Below are 16,782 nucleotides of genomic sequence, written 5' to 3'. Positions count from 1 at the left end.
CTGTCGGGCTTTTTTGTGGTCAGATTTGCTGTGAAAACGACTATTCCACCGTCACAGACTTGGCCAGATTGCGGGGCTGATCCACGTCCGTCCCTTTCAGAACAGCGACTTCATAAGCAAGCATCTGCACAGGAATGGTTTGCAGAATCGGGGCTGCAAACTCATGGACATGCGGCAACACCACCATATCTTCCGCAATGGCAGAAACACGCTCGGCCCCCTTGGTATCAGTAAACACCAGCAGACGCCCACCACGCGCTTTGGCTTCCTGCAAGTTGGAGAGTGTTTTGTCGAACAGTGGCGTGTAGGGCGCGCTTGCAACAATCGGAACGGTGCGATCAATCAGCGAAATGGGACCATGCTTCATTTCACCCGCGGCGTACGCTTCAGCATGGATATAAGAAATTTCCTTCAGCTTTAGCGCGCCTTCCATAGCAACAGGGAACATGCTTCCCCGGCCTAAATAGAGAACGTCTCGCGCTTCTGCCACGATAGCCGCCATCCGGCGAATAGCATCGCCTTGCGCAAACACGTCAGCTGCCCGGCTGGGAAGGTCAAGCAGGGCCGCAACCAGTTCTTCCTCAGCCAGGGCGTCCAGCGTGCCGCGGGCGCGTGCAGTTGCAATGCTCAGGCAAGCCAGAACGGTCAACTGCGCTGTAAAAGCTTTGGTTGATGCAACAGAAATTTCAGGCCCAGCCACCGTGCCCAGTACGACATCACTTTCACGCGCCATCGTGCTGTGTTCGACATTCAGAACAGACAGGATATGAACCGCTTTCTGCCGTAAGCTGCGGAGTGCGGCGAGTGTGTCAGCGGTTTCCCCTGATTGAGAAATAAGCAGGCCTAATGACCCTGCCGTCAAAGGCGGGTTCCGGTAACGCATTTCACTGGCGACATCGATATCGACCGGTAGCTGCGCAATGCTTTCCAGCCAGTAGCGACCAACCATACCGGCATAAAATGCAGATCCGCAGGCGGTTATGACGGCGCGCGGCACCGTTGCCAGATCAAACGGCAAATCAGGCAGGACAACACGGCGGCTGGCTGGGTCAACCATGCGTTGCAGGGTTTGCCCGATAACCAGCGGGTGTTCATGGAGTTCTTTTTCCATGAAATGACGGTAGCCGTCTTTGCCGATTGTTCCAGCAGCAAGAGCCGTTGTCTGCTCCTTTCGCTGGACTGCGGTGCCATCAAACGTCATGAACGCCGCACCCTGCGGGGTTATGACCACGCAGTCACCGTCTTCCATGTAGGTAATGCGGCGCGTCAAAGGGGCCAGAGCCAGCGAGTCAGACCCAAGGAACATTTCATTATCGCCATAGCCAACGGCGAGGGGGGCGCTATGGCAAGCCCCGATCATCAGCCCTTCATGTCCGGCAAAAATCATGGCGATGGCATAGGCACCTTCAAGCCGCCGTAATGCAGCAAGTGCGGCGTCTTTAGGGGTAAGCCCCTGTGCCAGATGGTAATCAACCAGTTGGGCAATGGTTTCACTGTCTGTTTCAGTGCTGAAAACCTGCCCGGCAGCCTCAAGCTCTCGGCGTAGTTCCTCAAAGTTTTCGATAATCCCGTTATGAACGATCGCGACGCGTTCAGTGCCATGTGGGTGGGCGTTGCAGGTTGTAGGGGCACCATGTGTCGCCCAACGGGTATGACCAATGCCGGTTGTGCCGGCTAAAGGTTCCTTGTCTAGCAGTGCGCCGAGATTATCCAGCTTGCCCGCAGCCCGGCGGCGTTCCACCCGACCCTCGACCAGCGTGGCAATGCCAGCGGAATCGTATCCCCGATATTCCAGACGGCGCAGACCTTCAAAAACGATGGGCGTGGCATGGCGCAGACCGACAACACCGCAGATTCCACACATCAGCCGTTTTCCTTCCGGGCTTTAAGAGTTTCTTTAAAATGTTTGCCGAGTTCAGGTTTGTTGACCTGGGGCGTGCGGCCAAAAGCCAATGCGTCGGGCGGGACATCTTTGGTAATTGTGCTGCCTGCCGCAATCATTGCGTTGGTGCCCACGGATACAGGTGCTACCAAAATGGCGTTTGAACCCACAAACACGTTGTCACCAATGGTCGTGCGGTGTTTGAAAAAACCATCATAGTTACAGGTGATGGTGCCAGCCCCCACATTGGTGCGGGCGCCAATGGATGCATCGCCCAAATAGGTCAGATGATTAGCTTTTGCGCCGTCACCCACGGTTGTGTTTTTGACTTCAACAAAATTGCCAATATGGGCCCCCACACCAATCTCCGCACCGGGGCGTAGTCGCGCATAAGGGCCAACGAATGCGTTGTTGAACACCTCGCAGCCTTCCAGATGACTGAAAGACCGGATTTCCGCACCGCTCCGCACAATGACGTCAGGCCCGAAAACTACATGCGGTTCAACCAGAACGTCGGCTTCCAGTACTGTGTCGGCGCATAAAAATACAGTTTCAGGTGCGACGAGTGTTACCCCGTTTTCCATGGCTTTTTTACGCAGACGCTGCTGCAATGCGGCTTCCGCTTCAGCGAGTTCAACGCGGGAGTTGATGCCGCGTAGCTCGTCTTCCGCAGCTTCAACGGCGCGAACATTCACTCCTTCAGCCACCGCCAGATCGACAACGTCTGTCAGATAGAACTCCCCTTTGGAATTCTCGTTTTTCACATTTTTCAGCCATTTGCGGAACGTCTCGGCATCCGCGCACAATACGCCAGCATTGCACAGGTCAATGGCGCGTTCTTCAGGGGAGGCATCCGCCCACTCAACAATACGCTGAACGTTGCCATCCTGTGCGACGACGCGCCCATACTTGCCGGGCTCTTCAGGGCGCATGGCCAGCAACGCGAGCCCTACATTATCCTGCCGGCGTTCTGTCAGCAGGCTATTGAGCGTTTCGGCAGAAATCAGCGGGTTGTCGGCATACAGCACGGCAACATCACCGTCGCCGAAATAGGCTTCGGCCTGTAGGGCGGCATGGGCTGTGCCCAGACGGTCATGCTGTATGACCACGGGGTAGGGCGCGGCCAGTTCGGCTACATCTTCCATGCCGGGGCCAATCACCACCACAAGCCGGTCAAACACATCTGCCGCATTGGCTATCAGATGTGCCAGCATGGGGCGGCCAGCCAGACGCTGCATGGCTTTCGGGCGGGAGGATTTCATACGTGTGCCCAGCCCGGCGGCCAGCAGGACCGCAGTGGCAGGACGGGATAGGGAAGATGCTGTCATGGTCTGACTGCGGTAAGCCAAGCACAGCCCCCTGTCAAACACCGGGCTGGAGGAAACCGAAAATACGGATATCATAAAATTTTTCAGGACTTTACCAAAAGGCAAAACCAGTGATGAAACAGAAACTTGCCGTGTTTGATATGGATGGAACGCTGCTGGACTCTCTGCCCGATCTGGCCGACTGCGGTCGGCAGTTACTGGCCAGTTATGATCTCCCCGCCGTCTCCGATGCGGAGGTAAGGCGCATGATTGGAAATGGCGTACCTTTGCTGGTGGAGCGTTTGCTTCAGAGCGCATCTGACAAAGGAGCAGCGGATAAAGCCGAAAGTATTGATCACGCGCAGGCCTGCCGTCAGTTCATGGATATTTACACACCACGCGCGACACGGCTTTCCCGTCTTTTTCCCGGTACGGTTGATGCACTGAATACTCTGCGCCAGAAAGGATGGTTGCTAGCTGTTTGTACCAACAAACCGGAAGTGGCTGCTTTGGCTATTTTGGAGCATTATGGGCTTTCCACTCTGTTTGCCTGCGTTGGTGGCGGAGACAGTTTTCCGGTCAGAAAGCCAGATCCGGCGCATTTGTTGGGGACAATAGAAAAGGCAGGCGGCACTCCATTTCGTAGCGTGATGATTGGTGATATGTCGCCAGACCTGCTGGCCGCCCAAGGCGCAAAATGTCCTGCTGTGTTTGCCGCATGGGGATACGGGGACGGCAGTCTGGCTGATCTTGCGCAGGCGGAAGCTGCCAGCATGGCAGATGTGCCAGAAAAAGCAGAAAGCTTACTTGCCGCAGCCTAAGTGCTGGTTGAAAGGCAGGTGTTTCTGTTCATGCTGGTCAGGGTGAAATCTGTTCCAGTTTAGCCAGCACGGCTAACCCTGCCTTGGTAAAGGCCTGTTCACTGAAATGGGAACAGACATACTGTCTTGCTGCAGTTCCCATGTCATGAAGCTGTTCCGGTTTGCGCAGGGCTGTTTCAAGGCAACGCGCTAATGCTGCGTCATTCTTGGGTGGCACCGTCCACCCAGTTCGACCCTGCTGCACGGAGCGGGTTAATTCCCCAACATTGGAGGCAATAACGGGTAAGCCTGCCTGCATGGCCTCGTGCGCAGCCAGACAGAACCCTTCCCAATGCGACGGTTGAAGATAAAGATGCTGTTCGGCCAGAAACGCGGCAGGGTCTGAACAGAAGCCCGGTAACGACACCTCATTCTGCAACCCAAGGTCCCGTATCAGCGCTTCAAGTCGGGGGCGTTCCTCACCTTCACCCGCAAGTGTAAGATGAAAGCGGGGGAGGGAGTCCCGCTGCTTTAACTGCGCCAGCGCCTGACATAACGTATCATAACCTTTGACAGGATGAAGTCTGCCGACAGACCCTAAGCGGACCGTTTCCCCTGCACTCCATGGCTGGCTTTGCGGAGCATCAACACAGGCATGGAATATTGGCCAACACAGCAGCCTGTCTTTCGGAATACCAAGCTGCTTATGGGTGATCTCTGTCACGTAATCGGAATCACCAATCCATAAGCATGAGGCATTACGGCGTAACCGCAGAAGCGTGTCATTGGGGGGGCGCAGGCGGGCAGAATGCTGCCAGCTAATCACGGGCCGCTTCATGATCTGACCGACAAACTGCCCCAGAAGCGTGGCTCGGGTCAGGGATGTCCAGATATGAGTTGGTTGCCAGTGCGCTAATTCGTTTTTCAGCCAGAAAAATGCAGAGCCGTGGTCTTTTTTGCCACCATCCCGAATATGAACATCCAACCCAGCATCACGCATGGGTTTTTCGGCTCTTCCATCGCGACGGCTAAGGGCGAAAATCGCAACCTCGTGGCCAGCCTGCCGCAAAACACGTGTTATGGCTGGTACAGGAAAGGCGGCTCCACCACCTTCTGTGGAATTGATAACGTAGGCAATGCGCATGGGATAATTCTGCTCAGGCTGATGCTTCAGCCGCAAGCAGCTTTTCTGTCAGAACAAGATCGGCTGGCTTATCAACATCAACGGCTGCCCTGCCATCTGACAGGCAGATCAACTCGGCCTTGGCACCCGTCATTTTGGTAATGCGGGAACACAAATCAGCGCGGCTCAGTTTTTTCAAAACCGCCTTTAACAAGACAAATGGCCCCAGAAGCCACGCAATTCGGAGCGGATGTTTGCGGTTTTTTTCAACCCGCAACCATAAGGCTGCAACATTTACGGCAGCCGGTGTACGAAACAGAAACAGGTTGCAACCCGAAAAAGCGAGATCAGAGAGCCGGATAAACGTGCGCTTTGTTACCGGCACGTCACGCAGCACAGTTACTTCAGGTGCGACCGCAGCCGCCACATCGGAGCGTGGACCACATTTTTCTAGAAACTCTGTAATCCATTCCGGTCGCAATAAAGCATTATCTGCAGTCGTCACCAGCAACGGCGTGCCAAATTGCGTTAACCCAGCAAGAACGCTTGCGCTTGGTCCTTCGGGGCGGGAGGGCAGAATGTCTATGCCAGCAGGCACAATGCCCTTCAGCACGGAGGGATCATCAATACAAACGGCAATGCGCCCAACAGCAGGTGTTGCCTGCAGAGCCGTAATGACTCGCAGGATCATAGGCGTGCCGCCGACAGGCAGAATAGCTTTGTGCGAAACACCGGCGGCCACAGCCATAGGGTCAGGCACGCCGGGGCGGGTGCCTGCCAGAACAAGAACAGTCAGCCCGTTAGACGGAGTGTTCATGCCGCATGCCGTGTGTCACGGCTGGATTTTGTGTCTGGCCGGGCGCCATCCGGGCGGTCACGCGGGGGGGAGCCTGTCAGATCCATGACCCACGGATAAACTTTGGCCTGTTTGATGTCATACCCAAGGTTGAACACGGTCGGACTACGCGGACGTGCTTTGGCGTCTTTGTAGTAGCTGCCAAAAACCCGATCGACCACAAAGCTGGTAATGCCAAAATTGCCGTCTTCATCGTGGAAGTGATGCAGCACATGGCGTGCCTTCATACGCTGAATCCAGGCCGAACGCGGCTTGTAGTTCAGATGCTGAATGCAATGGAAGAACTCATAAATGCACGTGATAGCTACACCAGTGCCAAAAGCGGTAGCAGCCGCGCCAACGCCGCCAATCAGATACCCAATAGGGCAGGTGATGATAGCAATTGTCGGCAGGGTGGTAACAGGCGCACCAAACAGGACATCCAGCAGATGCGGGTCCTGATGGTGGTCAAAATGGATGCGCTTCCAAAGCGATGCAGACCATTTCATTTTATACAGAAGCCGCCCATGCAGCACGTAGCGATGCAGCAAATACCAGGCGAGCGGATACACCAGAATAACCGCTGCGATCGCAATGAATGTGGCGGACCATCCGGCGAAAAAATGCACGGCAACAGCCACACTGGCAATAACCAGCGCAAAATAGAGCAGAATGGTCGGATATGTCAGATAAGCGACCCAAAGCTGTCTGAGGTTCATTTTCCCCAGATCAAAGCTGCGGCCGGTTTTCAGGCTCGCATTGTTCAGCGTTCCACTCATTTTGCTTCATTCCTCAAAAGCACCGTAGCGGCTCCCAGCGTGAAAATAATCAAGCCGGGAATGGTCGCAACGGCGGGGGGCAAAAGACCTGCATTCCCCATTGCGCGAAGCAGTCCTTGCGCAACGATGAAAAGCAGCCCCGCCCCAAGACACCAGACGGGCAGCCAGCTTCTGGCCCCCGTCCGAGGAGGGATATAGATCACTGGCATTGCAATTAACAGGAGTACGAGCATGGCGGCAGGGCGCAAAAACCGCTCAAGCAGCCCTGCCTGCAAAAAGCCGGGACTGGAATCAGACGGTAGGTGCCCGCGTAACATGCCGATAATTGTGCCGGAAGACAAAGGCGGGTTTTCGGCAGAAAGCCTTATAAAATCCCATGGATGCAAGGATGTAGCCCAGTTTTTCTGGTCTTCAGGCGATAACTGAACGGCTGTATGATCCTGCACCTGAATGCGTTTTATGCTGTGCAGAACCCATCCTCGCGCATGGGTGTAGTCCGCGCTTTCAGCGTGGATCACTTCTTGCAACAAACCTTTCTTATCGCGTGAGTAGATGTCTAGCCCCGACAGCATATTGCCACCATCGGCCACATATGCCACGCGGGCCACCTGCTGCCCTTCATGAAACCAGAAGGAATGGCCTTTTTCCGGGTGAGGGTCGGTCCGGTTCCACCATGCAGCCAAAGCCTGTTCTGACCGAGGCGTGACCTGGTCATCCATGACAACGCCCACCACGCCAATCAGCAATGCTGCTGGCAACATGCGCTTAAACAGGCCGAGAACTGAAAGCCCCGATGCCTGTAAAATGGCCATTTCACTGGCCATGGTCATCTGGGACAGCATGAACAGCGCACCGATCAGCATACTCAGGGGGAGTGCCCCGGCCAGCAGAAACGGCAGACGCATGCCTGCATAAGTCAGGATGCCAGCAATCCCCAGATGCCGCTGCAAGATGGGGGTTGTCTGCTCAAGTAAGGCGAGAATTTCCAGCAAACCGACCAGCACCGCACTGCATAACAGAACACGGTTGATCAGAACGCCCGAAAGATAGCGAAACAGCACAAAACGAGGCGGCCGGGCAGCTTTGCTCATAATTCAGCCCCAGACTGACGTAGGGCGGCCCGCTTCCGGCTGTTCCATTGGGCTTTTAAGCCCTGAAGAACACCGGCTTTATAAAGAAGCAACAGGGAACAGCCGATTATGAAGGTGAAAGCTGGCCCCCAGATAATCAGCAGAGTGGTTTTTTTTGTAGCAACCATGCTGTGGCCAAATTGCAGAAGGTGGTCAAACCCTACCATGACAATAAAGGCGATAATCAACCCGGCACTGCCGCGTTGACGCTTCCGCATAATGGCAAGGGCTGCGGCCAGAACTGGAATAAAGGGGATAGTCAAACTGCGTGCCAACCTGAAATGCACTTCAGAGCGCATATGTGGGCGCGAAATGGCCGGGTCACGGTCAATAAGACGGTTCACCAGTTCCGGCGATGTCAGTTCTCGCTCGTCCTCGCCACGCTGCCGGAACGGGGAGAGATGAGACGCTTCAGTTAGTGTTCTGGTCGCATGGTCAAATGTTGTCAGGGTCGGCACGCCCTTCCCATTGTCGGTTACAATGGTGCCATCCTCCAGATCAATCTCGACAGCCGAACTGTCTGATGCCAGACGAATGTGTCCTCGGGCTGCAGTAATATCGCGTTCCTGATGGTCTGATGTATCCCGGATGAACACTTTTCTCAGGTTCGAGCCTGCATGGTCCACATGGTCAGCCACCAGAGTCAGGTGGCCAGACGGGCTTGCAAACATGCGCGACTGAAGGCGCGGTGCCCAGCCGGTATGACTCGCGACATAGAAAGCTTCTCTAAAGTCATAGCGGGCATGAGGCTGCACAAAGCCGTACAGCAGAAAAGACAGAAACCCCAGCAGTCCGCCCAGCAAAATAAAGGGACGCGTAATGCGGACAAGGGAAATGCCACTACTGGTGATGGCGTCAATTTCTTCATTCTGGCTCATGCGCCGTATGACGGAAAAGACGCTGACACATAGCGCTGCGGGAATTGCCAGCCCAAGATAATGGGGAAGCAGAGTGCCTAGCAGTTCAATGAACGTGCCAAGATGGTTGTTCCCCGCCGCAAGCAGGTTGAACAGCACAAGCAGCCGTTCAAGCAATAATGCGGTCATGACAACACAAAGCGCTACCAGAAAAGGGGGAATAACCTGCGCAATCAGGTAACGGTCTAGCGTTCCTGGGGTGAAAAACGCTTTCACCCTGCGCAAGAGAGGCTCGTGCTGCATCCGCGCTTCATAGCGCCTTTGCGTCAGAAAGGCGATGGGGGGTAAAATGGTGCATAAATCCGTTCTGCATTACCCCGTTCCCGCCAAGTTCCCGCCGTTGAATGCTGATCCGCCAACAGTCGGTATCTGGCGTAATGGTGACACGATTCCATCCTGCTGTGCGGTCCGAATCTCCCGCACTATGAGATGCTGACGTCGTGCCGACAACCGGGATGGGTGTGCCCGGAATGCAGGTTAGGGTCGCGCGGTGGGAGTGCCCATGGAGCACGAGCTCGGCTCCTTCCTGCCTCAGAACAGTCTGAAGGGTATCCATATGCTCAAGGGCTTTCCGCTGTGTTACCAAACCGGGGGCGGGAGGGTGATGAATCAGCACAACACGGCATAGGCCTTCCTCTCTGCACTGACGCAAAGTGGCGGACAAAGCCTCAAGCTGTTTTCCAGAAAGGCGGCCAGAGGCAAAAAAAGGTGGGGTAGGCACTGCGCTGTTCAATCCGATCAGGGCCACTTTTTCTTTTTGCAAGACGGATGGGAAGCCAGACTCATTCCGCAGCCATTGCGTCCAAAGGCTGCTTTTGGTGTTAAAATGCTCACGTATTAGGGCATCATGGTTGCCTGGCACTAGCAGTGTCGGTGGCAACGCCTGATCTTCAAGCCAGCGTGTTGCTGCTTCATATTCCGACTGAAGGCCAAGATTGGTCAGATCTCCCGTTAAAGCGACAAGATCCGGGCTATGCTGGCGGATATCGTTCATCACTGTCACCAGTGACGCTGCCAGATGCACATGCCGTCGCTTTAGCTGCCAGGATAGAAGAGACAGCAGCCGTTTGAAGTGGATTTCGCGCAAGCTGGGCAGGCTGGCCAATGGCAGATGTGGGTCAGAAAGATGGGCAATCTGAAGAGAGGGCAAAAACGGAGGACTCCGACACAAAGGGGCCTGTCAACGCAGCATGTGACAAGTTCGCGAAGTCCCACTATACCACCGGCATAAGCTGGGGCAAAAGGCACTGGCATTTTATCTGCAAACGCATGAGTGTCTGAGTGCCAGATCGTTTCGCCTTAATTCATAACCCTCGTAGCCGACGTAATCTCAAGGCGGATCGTCATTATCTCGAAACAGCGCGGAATATGCTGGGGCCGATGTTTTACGCGCCCGAAACGGCTGCCGCGTTGCATGAAACCATAGAAGATCTGGCGCGCCAGCAAGTGGAATGTCTGGTTGTTGACGGAGGGGACGGTACGGTTGGTAAGGTGTTGAGCGTGCTTTATGCCTCATCTTACCCAAACCATAACCTGCCTCTGATAGCGGTCCTGCCGTCTGGCAACACGAATCTGATTGCGGCAGATGTCGGGTTTGGATTGCGTGGCGTAGAAGCACTGCAACGCCTGCAAGATAGAGCATCTTCCAAACGTCTATTGTCTGATGTTAAGCAACGTCAGCCTTTAGTGGTCTCATGGCCGGGACAGGAACGGGCAGCAGAACTCGGTTTTTTCGGCGGATTAGGGGCTTTTACGCGAGCGATAGAAATTGCCCATCAGCCCGCAATCCTGAAAAACTATGCTCATGATGCCGCGGTGTTTGCTACATTCGCCTTAACAGCGCGGCAGTTGCTTTCTCCGCGGTTGCGGCAAAGCTGGCTGAACGGAACGCCGGTGGCGTTGGGTCTGGATGGCAATTCTGCCGAAATACGAGATCGTTTTCTATTTTTATGCACCGGTCTGCAATGTCTGCCCCATGGAATATGGCCTTTCTGGCGTTCACAGGGCGTCTCAGACCATGGTATCAGCTATCTGGATGTTTCAGCCCGGCCTGAACATCTGACCAAAGCAATCTGGAATCTGGTCCGTGGCCGTGCCCCCGGCTGGATACAGGCGAGCCAATCTTATCAAAGTGGCTCAGCCGAACGCATCCGCGTCAGAACCGGTCAGTCTTTTGTGTTGGACGGAGAAGTTCTGGAAACGGGCCCAGAGCAATGTCTGGACATAACGGCCGGTCCTGTCGTCTCCTTTCTGCAAGCCTGATGAGTATCCAGCCTCCCTTATTCTCACCAATCATGACAATTAGTCCCCAGAAAATACTCGCAGATCATATAACGCAGGAGCTTCTGACACCTGTGGCGCCAGAGGTTACGGCGTTTGTCAAAAGCATGCTTGGGCATACTAAGCCTCTGGGCGTCTTGTTCTACGGCTCTGGTCTGCGCGGGGGGATACAGGACGATACCCTGCTGGATTTTTACGTTATTCTTAAAAAGCAGTCTGATTGGCCGCGGACGGTGTTTGCCCGCATCGGGAATGCTCTCTTACCGCCAAATGTGGAATACCATGAGATAGCTGTAAATGGCCGGTTGCTTCGGGCAAAAGTGGCTTTCCTAACTCTTGCGCAGTTTCGGAAACTCACTGGCATACAGACGTGGGATACAACTGTCTGGGCGCGTTTTTCTCAACCTGTTCGCCTGGTATGGACGCAGAACAGTCAGGCGCAGCAGGCACTTACTCATTGTGTCATGCGGGCCGTCACAACAGCCGCATACTGGGCAGCAGCTTTGGGCCCACAAAAAGGACAGCCTGAAGCATTCTGGAATGCCCTATACCAGAGAACCTATCAGGCAGAATTGCGGGTTGAAAAAGCGGGCAGGGGGGCTGGAATCGTTGCTAATTATCAGCGGCGTTATAATGACCTTCTTCTTCCCTGCTGGCAGACTATCGGCTTGACGTTCCAGCAAACGGATGAAGCAATAGAAGTTGTTGCCTCGCAAAACTGGCGGCAACAGCAGGAAAACGCCTGGGCGCTTCGAAAAAAACTGGGGCGGCCGCTTAATATCTTACGTCTTATGAAAGCAGCTTTTACATTTTCTGGGGGAGCACGGTACGCTGCTTGGAAAATTGAGCGTCATAGCGGGGTGAAAGTTCCCCTCACTGCATTTGCAGAAAAACACCCCCTTATCGCCGGGCCGCCTCTTCTGTGGCGGTTGTGGCGACAGGGAGTGTTCCAGAAAAACCGTTAAGCGACGGTTTCTTTTAACGCGCCAGCTTCCAGCCCAGCCTGACGGAATATTTCAATCGCCTGATCAATCTGGGCGGCTGTATGCGTTGCCATGACCGAGCAACGTAGCAACGGACGATGATCCGGTGTTGCTGGTGGTAAGCTCAGATTGACGTAGACACCCAAGTCAAGAAGCCGATTCCACATCGGGATAGCCTGTTCCAGTGTTTCCAATGTAACGGCGATAACCGGGCTGACCTGCCGGCTAGCGTTCAAGCCAATCCGGTGAAATCCTGCATGCAGGCGTGCCGCGTTTTCTTTTAACTGGGTTCGGAGTTCCGGATGGTCAGCCAGATCCTCCAACGCTGCCATGGTAGCGGCAATAACTTCAGGCGGTAGGGATGCGGTAAACATATAAGGACGGCAGTTCAGGCGTACCATCTCAAGCTCTGGGTGATCAGACACACAGTAGCCGCCGACGGTGCCCAGGCTTTTTGAGAAGGTGCCAACCACGAAGTCAACGTCTGCTTCAACGCCAGCTTCTTCTGCGACCCCAAGACCTTTTTTGCCCATAACGCCGAAAGAATGGGCTTCATCAACCAGCAGATAAGCCCCGGTTTCGCGCTTTACGGCCGCCATTTCGGCAATCGGTGCCACATTGCCGGTCATGGAATAAATACCTTCCACAACAATCAGCTTTGCACCCGGTGTGCCGTCAAGGCGTTTCAGTCGTTTATGCAGATCATCAGCATCATTGTGACGGAAGCGAATAACCTGCGCGGGGCTCAGGCGGCTACCATCATAAATGCTGGCGTGGCTGTCGGCGTCCAGAATGAGATAATCGTCTTTGCCAACCAAGGTTGAAATCATGCCCAGATTGGCCTGATACCCTGTCGAGAAGACCATAGCATCGCGTCGGCCAAAGTAACTGGCAATGCGTTGTTCAAGCTGGCGGTGAAGAGACTGCGTGCCGTTGGCGATGCGGGACCCTGTGGTTCCCACACCATATTTACTGACAGCATCCTGCGCTGCTTTGATTGCGCGTTCAGACTGGCTCAACCCAAGATAGTTGTTCGTGCCAAACAGCAGGGTTTCGCGGCCTTCAATCAAGCCAACTGTAGAAGAAATCGGTTTTTCGATCACAACGGCAAATGGATTGCGACCACCAGCTTCTACCAGTGCCCCAAGAGCGCTTGCGGTGCCTTCAAACTTGGAAAAAAGTGACGTCATACGCACTCAGCCTTTGTTTTTCAGGTCAACAATGCATTTTGCAAGATCATTGATGGTGCGGATATCCGCCAATTTGTCGAGCGGTACAGAAACATCAAGTGTGTCTTCCACTTCCATGACAAAATTCATCACGGCGAGGGAGTCAAAAGCAAGATCTTCCATAATCTTGCAGTTCCCATCAATGTCACGCGGCACCTTCGGGTTGGCAAGAAGCTTCTGGATGATCAGCGCAGAAACGCTTTCAACGGTTTCACTCATCTCGGATCCCTTCATCCTTGGTCGCAGGTCAGTCTAAACTAAAGTGAGCTTCTGCCCAGTGGACGACCTTATGAGGTAAAAACTGGTTTCTTACCAGCAACCGGCACAAAAGGTCGTTCTGTCTTTGCCTGTCAGCAGGCAGATGCAACTTCCGGTTGTGGTTCAAAAACACCGCTCAGGAACATGGTGCGGGCTTTGGCGCGTGTCAGTTTCCCGGAAGATGTCTGCGGAAGAGCGTGCGGCGGCACCAGCACAACGGAGACATCTACGCCATGGAGGCGACGGAACAGGCTTGAGGCTTCGGCCTGAAGCTCTTCACGCACTTGTGGATCAGTCGCACGACACTGAATAAGCGCGACTATCTCTTCCTGCTCGCCTTTTTCCAAAGAGAACACGGCAACGTCACGGCTACGCAATGACGGAATGTTGCTCTCTGCCGACCACTCCAGATCTTGCGGCCAGATATTACGGCCATTGATAATAATCAGATCTTTTGCGCGTCCAGTGACCACAATCTGACCATCAAGCATATAACCCAGATCGCCGGTGTTTAGCCATTTGTCTTCATCCAGAACTTTTTCGCTTTCGTCTGGACGACGGAAATATCCATCCATCAGGCTTGGGCCAGAAACGAAGATCGTCCCAACTTGACGATCACCAAGCACAGTACCGTCGCTATCCCGGACTTCAAGGCCGTGGCTGGGCAGAACTTTGCCGCAGAGAACAAAAGTTCGGCTGGGGGCATCCGGGCTGGAGGGAGCCTGTGCAAGTCCTTGGCTTTCCAGCACGGCCAGATCAACCGTATCGGTCTGAATCCCCGTATTTAATGGTGCAAAGCTGATGGCCAAAGTCGCTTCTGCCATGCCGTAGCTTGCTTCAAAGGCTTTTGTATTAAACCCGGCAGGGGCAAAGCGTTCTGAAAATTCAGCCAGAATATGAGGACGGATCATGTCGCCCCCAATGCCAGCAATACGCCAGCTAGAAAGGTCGAGTTCAGCAGATGCCGGACGCCGTGCACAGAGTTCGTACCCGAAAGACGGACTGTAAGCGATAGTCCCACGATTTCGGCTAATAAGATCAAGCCAGACATGCGGACGCCGTGCAAACTCTCGTGTTGGCAGCATGTCAACGGTCAACTGACAGGTCATAGGCGTCAGAAAGAACCCGACCAGACCCATATCATGATAAAGAGGCAGCCAGGAAACACAGCGGTCTCCTGTTTCACGGACCTGCAAACCATCATGCGAAATAGCAGCCACGTTCGCCATGCCTGAGCGCTGACTGACGCAAACGCCCATCGGAAAGCGCGTGCTGCCAGATGAAAACTGAAGATAAGACAATGCGTCGGGATGAATTTCTGGCAGGTCGATGTCCGCGATCGGGCGCGTCATAAGATCAGCAGGGGATCCGGCAAAAACCAACCCCATTCCGCTGACGATATCATCCGTCCAGCCTTCAATAATCTGCGGGATGACCACGGCGCTGGCACCTGAACTGCTAATCATGCCGCGTAATGTCGCCAGATAAGCCTCTTTTCCCGCAAAGGCGACCGGCAGAGGCATGGGGGCTGTTACTAGGCCAGCATACTGGCAACCAAAGAAAATACGGGCAAAATCACCATCGCTTTCAGCAACGATAGCAACGCGATCTCCAGGTTGAAGCCCCATTCCCAGCAAACGACGACCTGTTTCAATCGCCTGCTCACGAAGTTTTCTGTAGGGCAGGGCTTCCAGAAGAACCCCTTTACCAGAATAAATATTGAAACCCGCACTTCCCTGCGCAGCATAGTCAAGAGCAGCAGGAAAAGTCGGAAAATCACCGTAACGGCGCGGCTGACCAGAATTGGTTGGAACCGGCTGCAAGGTCTCTTCGTTAGAAGGTGAAGAAGCAGAGTTCATAACGTTCATCAGCTGGCCATTCGAAGAAAATCAACAATTGCGTCGGCGCCCACAGGGGCGGTTGGTTCGTCTCCGCTAAGATCGAACGTGTCGCGTATATAGTCTTTTTGTAGATTTACGAAAGCACCATGTGAACAAAATGCGTCATCTACGGCTTCACCCAGGTAATCTACCGTGTTCAAAACGGGTCCTAACGTCCAGAATCTGTAGTTTTCGTCCCCTTCCCACGTCACATTGTGCGCATTAAGAAAAAGACAGGCGCGCGGTTTCACCAAAAATTCGGCGATCTGAGAGCTGGTATCACCAAGATAAAGGTCAGCTGCAGATGTGTAGGTCATATCAATGCTGCGCGTGCTGCCTGTATCAATAAGCATGTGGGAATTGCTTCCAAAAGCGCGCTCAAGCTGTTTTGCTTCCGATCTCTTGTTATCGAACAGACGATAATGAGGCGCAAAAATCAGATTGTAACGATCTTGATTGGCAAAATGTGACAGCACATTCAGCCCCATTTTTGGCCAGGAAGAGAGGCGCGTGTTAAAATGGGGGTTATAAAGAATAGTCGGGCGGTTGTTGTTGAATAACCGTGCTCGCGTATCCCGCATACGATGTACCATGTCGAACTTGGCATAAACACCCGTATGGTAGCAGCCGGGGCGTATCGCGCCCTGAGCCAACAGGCGTTGCTCCACTTTTCTGCCAGCCATCAAAACATAATCAAAATTCTTCACATCGCGCGCAAAGCCAATGGCGCGATCACCAGCTCCGTGGCGGGTCCAGATCAGGCGTGGTTTTCTCACCCCAAGCTTTCTTAAATAAAGTGAGGTGCGTTCGGGAACGACTATGCCCTGAAACGTTGAGAAATATTTCTTGTTGAAAAATAAGCTCGCTAATCGGGAAAAAACGGTGTGTCCGTGGCGTTCTACGCGCTCACGAAGCAGACTAGGTAGATGCAGGAGTTCGAAGCTGGCCTTCGATTCCGGATAGTAAGACGCCAGTGATCGTGCGTAGTCCAGATGCTCCTGTGTTGTACAGGCAACATGAACTTCAGCATCCGGGTGGCGGCTTGCCATTTCCATTGCAATTGGCAGGGAATGCAAGGTTTGGTGCGGTTGTGCGATGTAGGGGAAAAGAACGCGCATCAGTAGAATAGTACCTCTGTGAGTGAGGCACTTTCGTCGCAGTTTTGGTGCGTCATGGATGCCTCATCATATCCTTGCTCAAGTGGTCTCTTTAAACCACGCTTATGCACAAATCGTGGCAGGAGGCAGGTAGTCAAGATGTCTCGCTCTCAGGGTTCCCTAGCAAGCAGATAAATTTCGTGAGCATCATTGATGTCGCGTAAGGGGCTGAAACTCTTATCTGTAAGAAATTTGTCATGGTGTGTAGATTTTGTGTTGACG

General features: G+C 53.9%; 15 protein-coding genes. 3 read left to right on the top strand and 12 right to left on the bottom strand.

Annotated features, from left to right (window positions below):
• Positions 1-40: 40 nt before the first annotated feature.
• Together glmS and glmU are read right to left on the bottom strand one after the other, a co-directional pair.
• The gene (gene glmS / locus Abin_RS02940) at positions 41-1,864 is read right to left on the bottom strand and encodes a glutamine--fructose-6-phosphate transaminase (isomerizing) (RefSeq protein WP_048844876.1); all 1,824 of its coding nucleotides are present in this window, start codon (positions 1,862-1,864) and stop codon (positions 41-43) included.
• Positions 1,864-3,210 (bottom strand): bifunctional UDP-N-acetylglucosamine diphosphorylase/glucosamine-1-phosphate N-acetyltransferase GlmU, encoded by a 1,347-nt coding sequence (glmU, locus tag Abin_RS02935; RefSeq protein ID WP_048845018.1) that lies wholly within the window; start codon positions 3,208-3,210, stop codon positions 1,864-1,866. Before glmU ends, glmS begins: the two co-directional genes overlap by 1 nt.
• A 110-nt stretch (positions 3,211-3,320) precedes the next feature.
• On the opposite strand from glmU, the gene Abin_RS02930 reads away from it, so the two are divergent.
• Entirely contained in the window at positions 3,321-4,010 is a 690-nt protein-coding gene (locus Abin_RS02930; RefSeq protein ID WP_174766844.1) for an HAD hydrolase-like protein, read from the top strand.
• A 37-nt stretch (positions 4,011-4,047) separates the two neighbouring features.
• Here the strand turns inward: Abin_RS02930 and Abin_RS02925 are convergent, their stop codons facing one another.
• Genes Abin_RS02925 through Abin_RS02900 form a run of 6 tightly spaced genes read right to left on the bottom strand, consistent with a single transcriptional unit; the run spans position 4,048 to position 9,923 of the window.
• The gene (locus Abin_RS02925) at positions 4,048-5,133 is read right to left on the bottom strand and encodes a glycosyltransferase (RefSeq protein ID WP_048845016.1); all 1,086 of its coding nucleotides are present in this window, start codon (positions 5,131-5,133) and stop codon (positions 4,048-4,050) included.
• Positions 5,134-5,146: 13 nt separating this feature from the next.
• Positions 5,147-5,929, bottom strand: a complete 783-nt coding sequence (locus Abin_RS02920; RefSeq protein WP_048844875.1) for a nucleotidyltransferase family protein — start codon at positions 5,927-5,929, stop codon at positions 5,147-5,149.
• The gene (locus Abin_RS02915; RefSeq protein ID WP_048844874.1) at positions 5,926-6,726 is read right to left on the bottom strand and encodes a sterol desaturase family protein; all 801 of its coding nucleotides are present in this window, start codon (positions 6,724-6,726) and stop codon (positions 5,926-5,928) included. The genes Abin_RS02920 and Abin_RS02915 overlap by 4 nt, the downstream gene beginning before the upstream one ends.
• Positions 6,723-7,817 carry an LptF/LptG family permease gene (locus tag Abin_RS02910; protein WP_048844873.1) on the bottom strand — a complete coding sequence of 365 codons (1,095 nt, stop codon included), beginning with the start codon at positions 7,815-7,817 and terminating at the stop codon, positions 6,723-6,725. Before Abin_RS02910 ends, Abin_RS02915 begins: the two co-directional genes overlap by 4 nt.
• Positions 7,814-9,016 (bottom strand): LptF/LptG family permease, encoded by a 1,203-nt coding sequence (locus tag Abin_RS02905; RefSeq protein ID WP_048844872.1) that lies wholly within the window; start codon positions 9,014-9,016, stop codon positions 7,814-7,816. Before Abin_RS02905 ends, Abin_RS02910 begins: the two co-directional genes overlap by 4 nt.
• Before the next feature lie 7 nt (positions 9,017-9,023).
• Positions 9,024-9,923, bottom strand: a complete 900-nt coding sequence (locus Abin_RS02900) for a metallophosphoesterase family protein (RefSeq protein ID WP_255319304.1) — start codon at positions 9,921-9,923, stop codon at positions 9,024-9,026.
• 131 nt (positions 9,924-10,054) lie between these two features.
• Between Abin_RS02900 and Abin_RS02895 the strand changes: the two genes are divergently transcribed.
• Positions 10,055-11,035 (top strand): diacylglycerol/lipid kinase family protein, encoded by a 981-nt coding sequence (locus Abin_RS02895; RefSeq protein WP_048844871.1) that lies wholly within the window; start codon positions 10,055-10,057, stop codon positions 11,033-11,035.
• Positions 11,036-11,067: 32 nt separating this feature from the next.
• Positions 11,068-12,018, top strand: a complete 951-nt coding sequence (locus tag Abin_RS02890; RefSeq protein ID WP_048845015.1) for a hypothetical protein — start codon at positions 11,068-11,070, stop codon at positions 12,016-12,018.
• Here Abin_RS02890 and spt read toward each other — a convergent pair.
• The 4 genes from spt to Abin_RS02870 all read right to left on the bottom strand — a co-directional run bounded on the left by spt (position 12,015) and on the right by Abin_RS02870 (position 16,521).
• Entirely contained in the window at positions 12,015-13,226 is a 1,212-nt protein-coding gene (spt, locus tag Abin_RS02885; RefSeq protein ID WP_048845014.1) for a serine palmitoyltransferase, read from the bottom strand. The genes Abin_RS02890 and spt overlap by 4 nt on opposite strands.
• A 6-nt stretch (positions 13,227-13,232) precedes the next feature.
• Positions 13,233-13,484, bottom strand: a complete 252-nt coding sequence (locus Abin_RS02880) for an acyl carrier protein (RefSeq protein ID WP_048844870.1) — start codon at positions 13,482-13,484, stop codon at positions 13,233-13,235.
• A gap of 131 nt (positions 13,485-13,615) precedes the next feature.
• Positions 13,616-15,391, bottom strand: a complete 1,776-nt coding sequence (locus Abin_RS02875) for a fatty acyl-AMP ligase (RefSeq protein WP_174766845.1) — start codon at positions 15,389-15,391, stop codon at positions 13,616-13,618.
• The gene (locus Abin_RS02870) at positions 15,391-16,521 is read right to left on the bottom strand and encodes a hypothetical protein (RefSeq protein WP_048844869.1); all 1,131 of its coding nucleotides are present in this window, start codon (positions 16,519-16,521) and stop codon (positions 15,391-15,393) included. Before Abin_RS02870 ends, Abin_RS02875 begins: the two co-directional genes overlap by 1 nt.
• Between the last annotated feature and the right edge of the window lie 261 nt (positions 16,522-16,782).

It is taken from the genome of Acetobacter indonesiensis, from assembly GCF_000963945.1.
In the GTDB taxonomy this organism is placed as follows: domain Bacteria; phylum Pseudomonadota; class Alphaproteobacteria; order Acetobacterales; family Acetobacteraceae; genus Acetobacter; species Acetobacter indonesiensis.
This window is presented reverse-complemented; position numbering and strand designations above follow the sequence as displayed.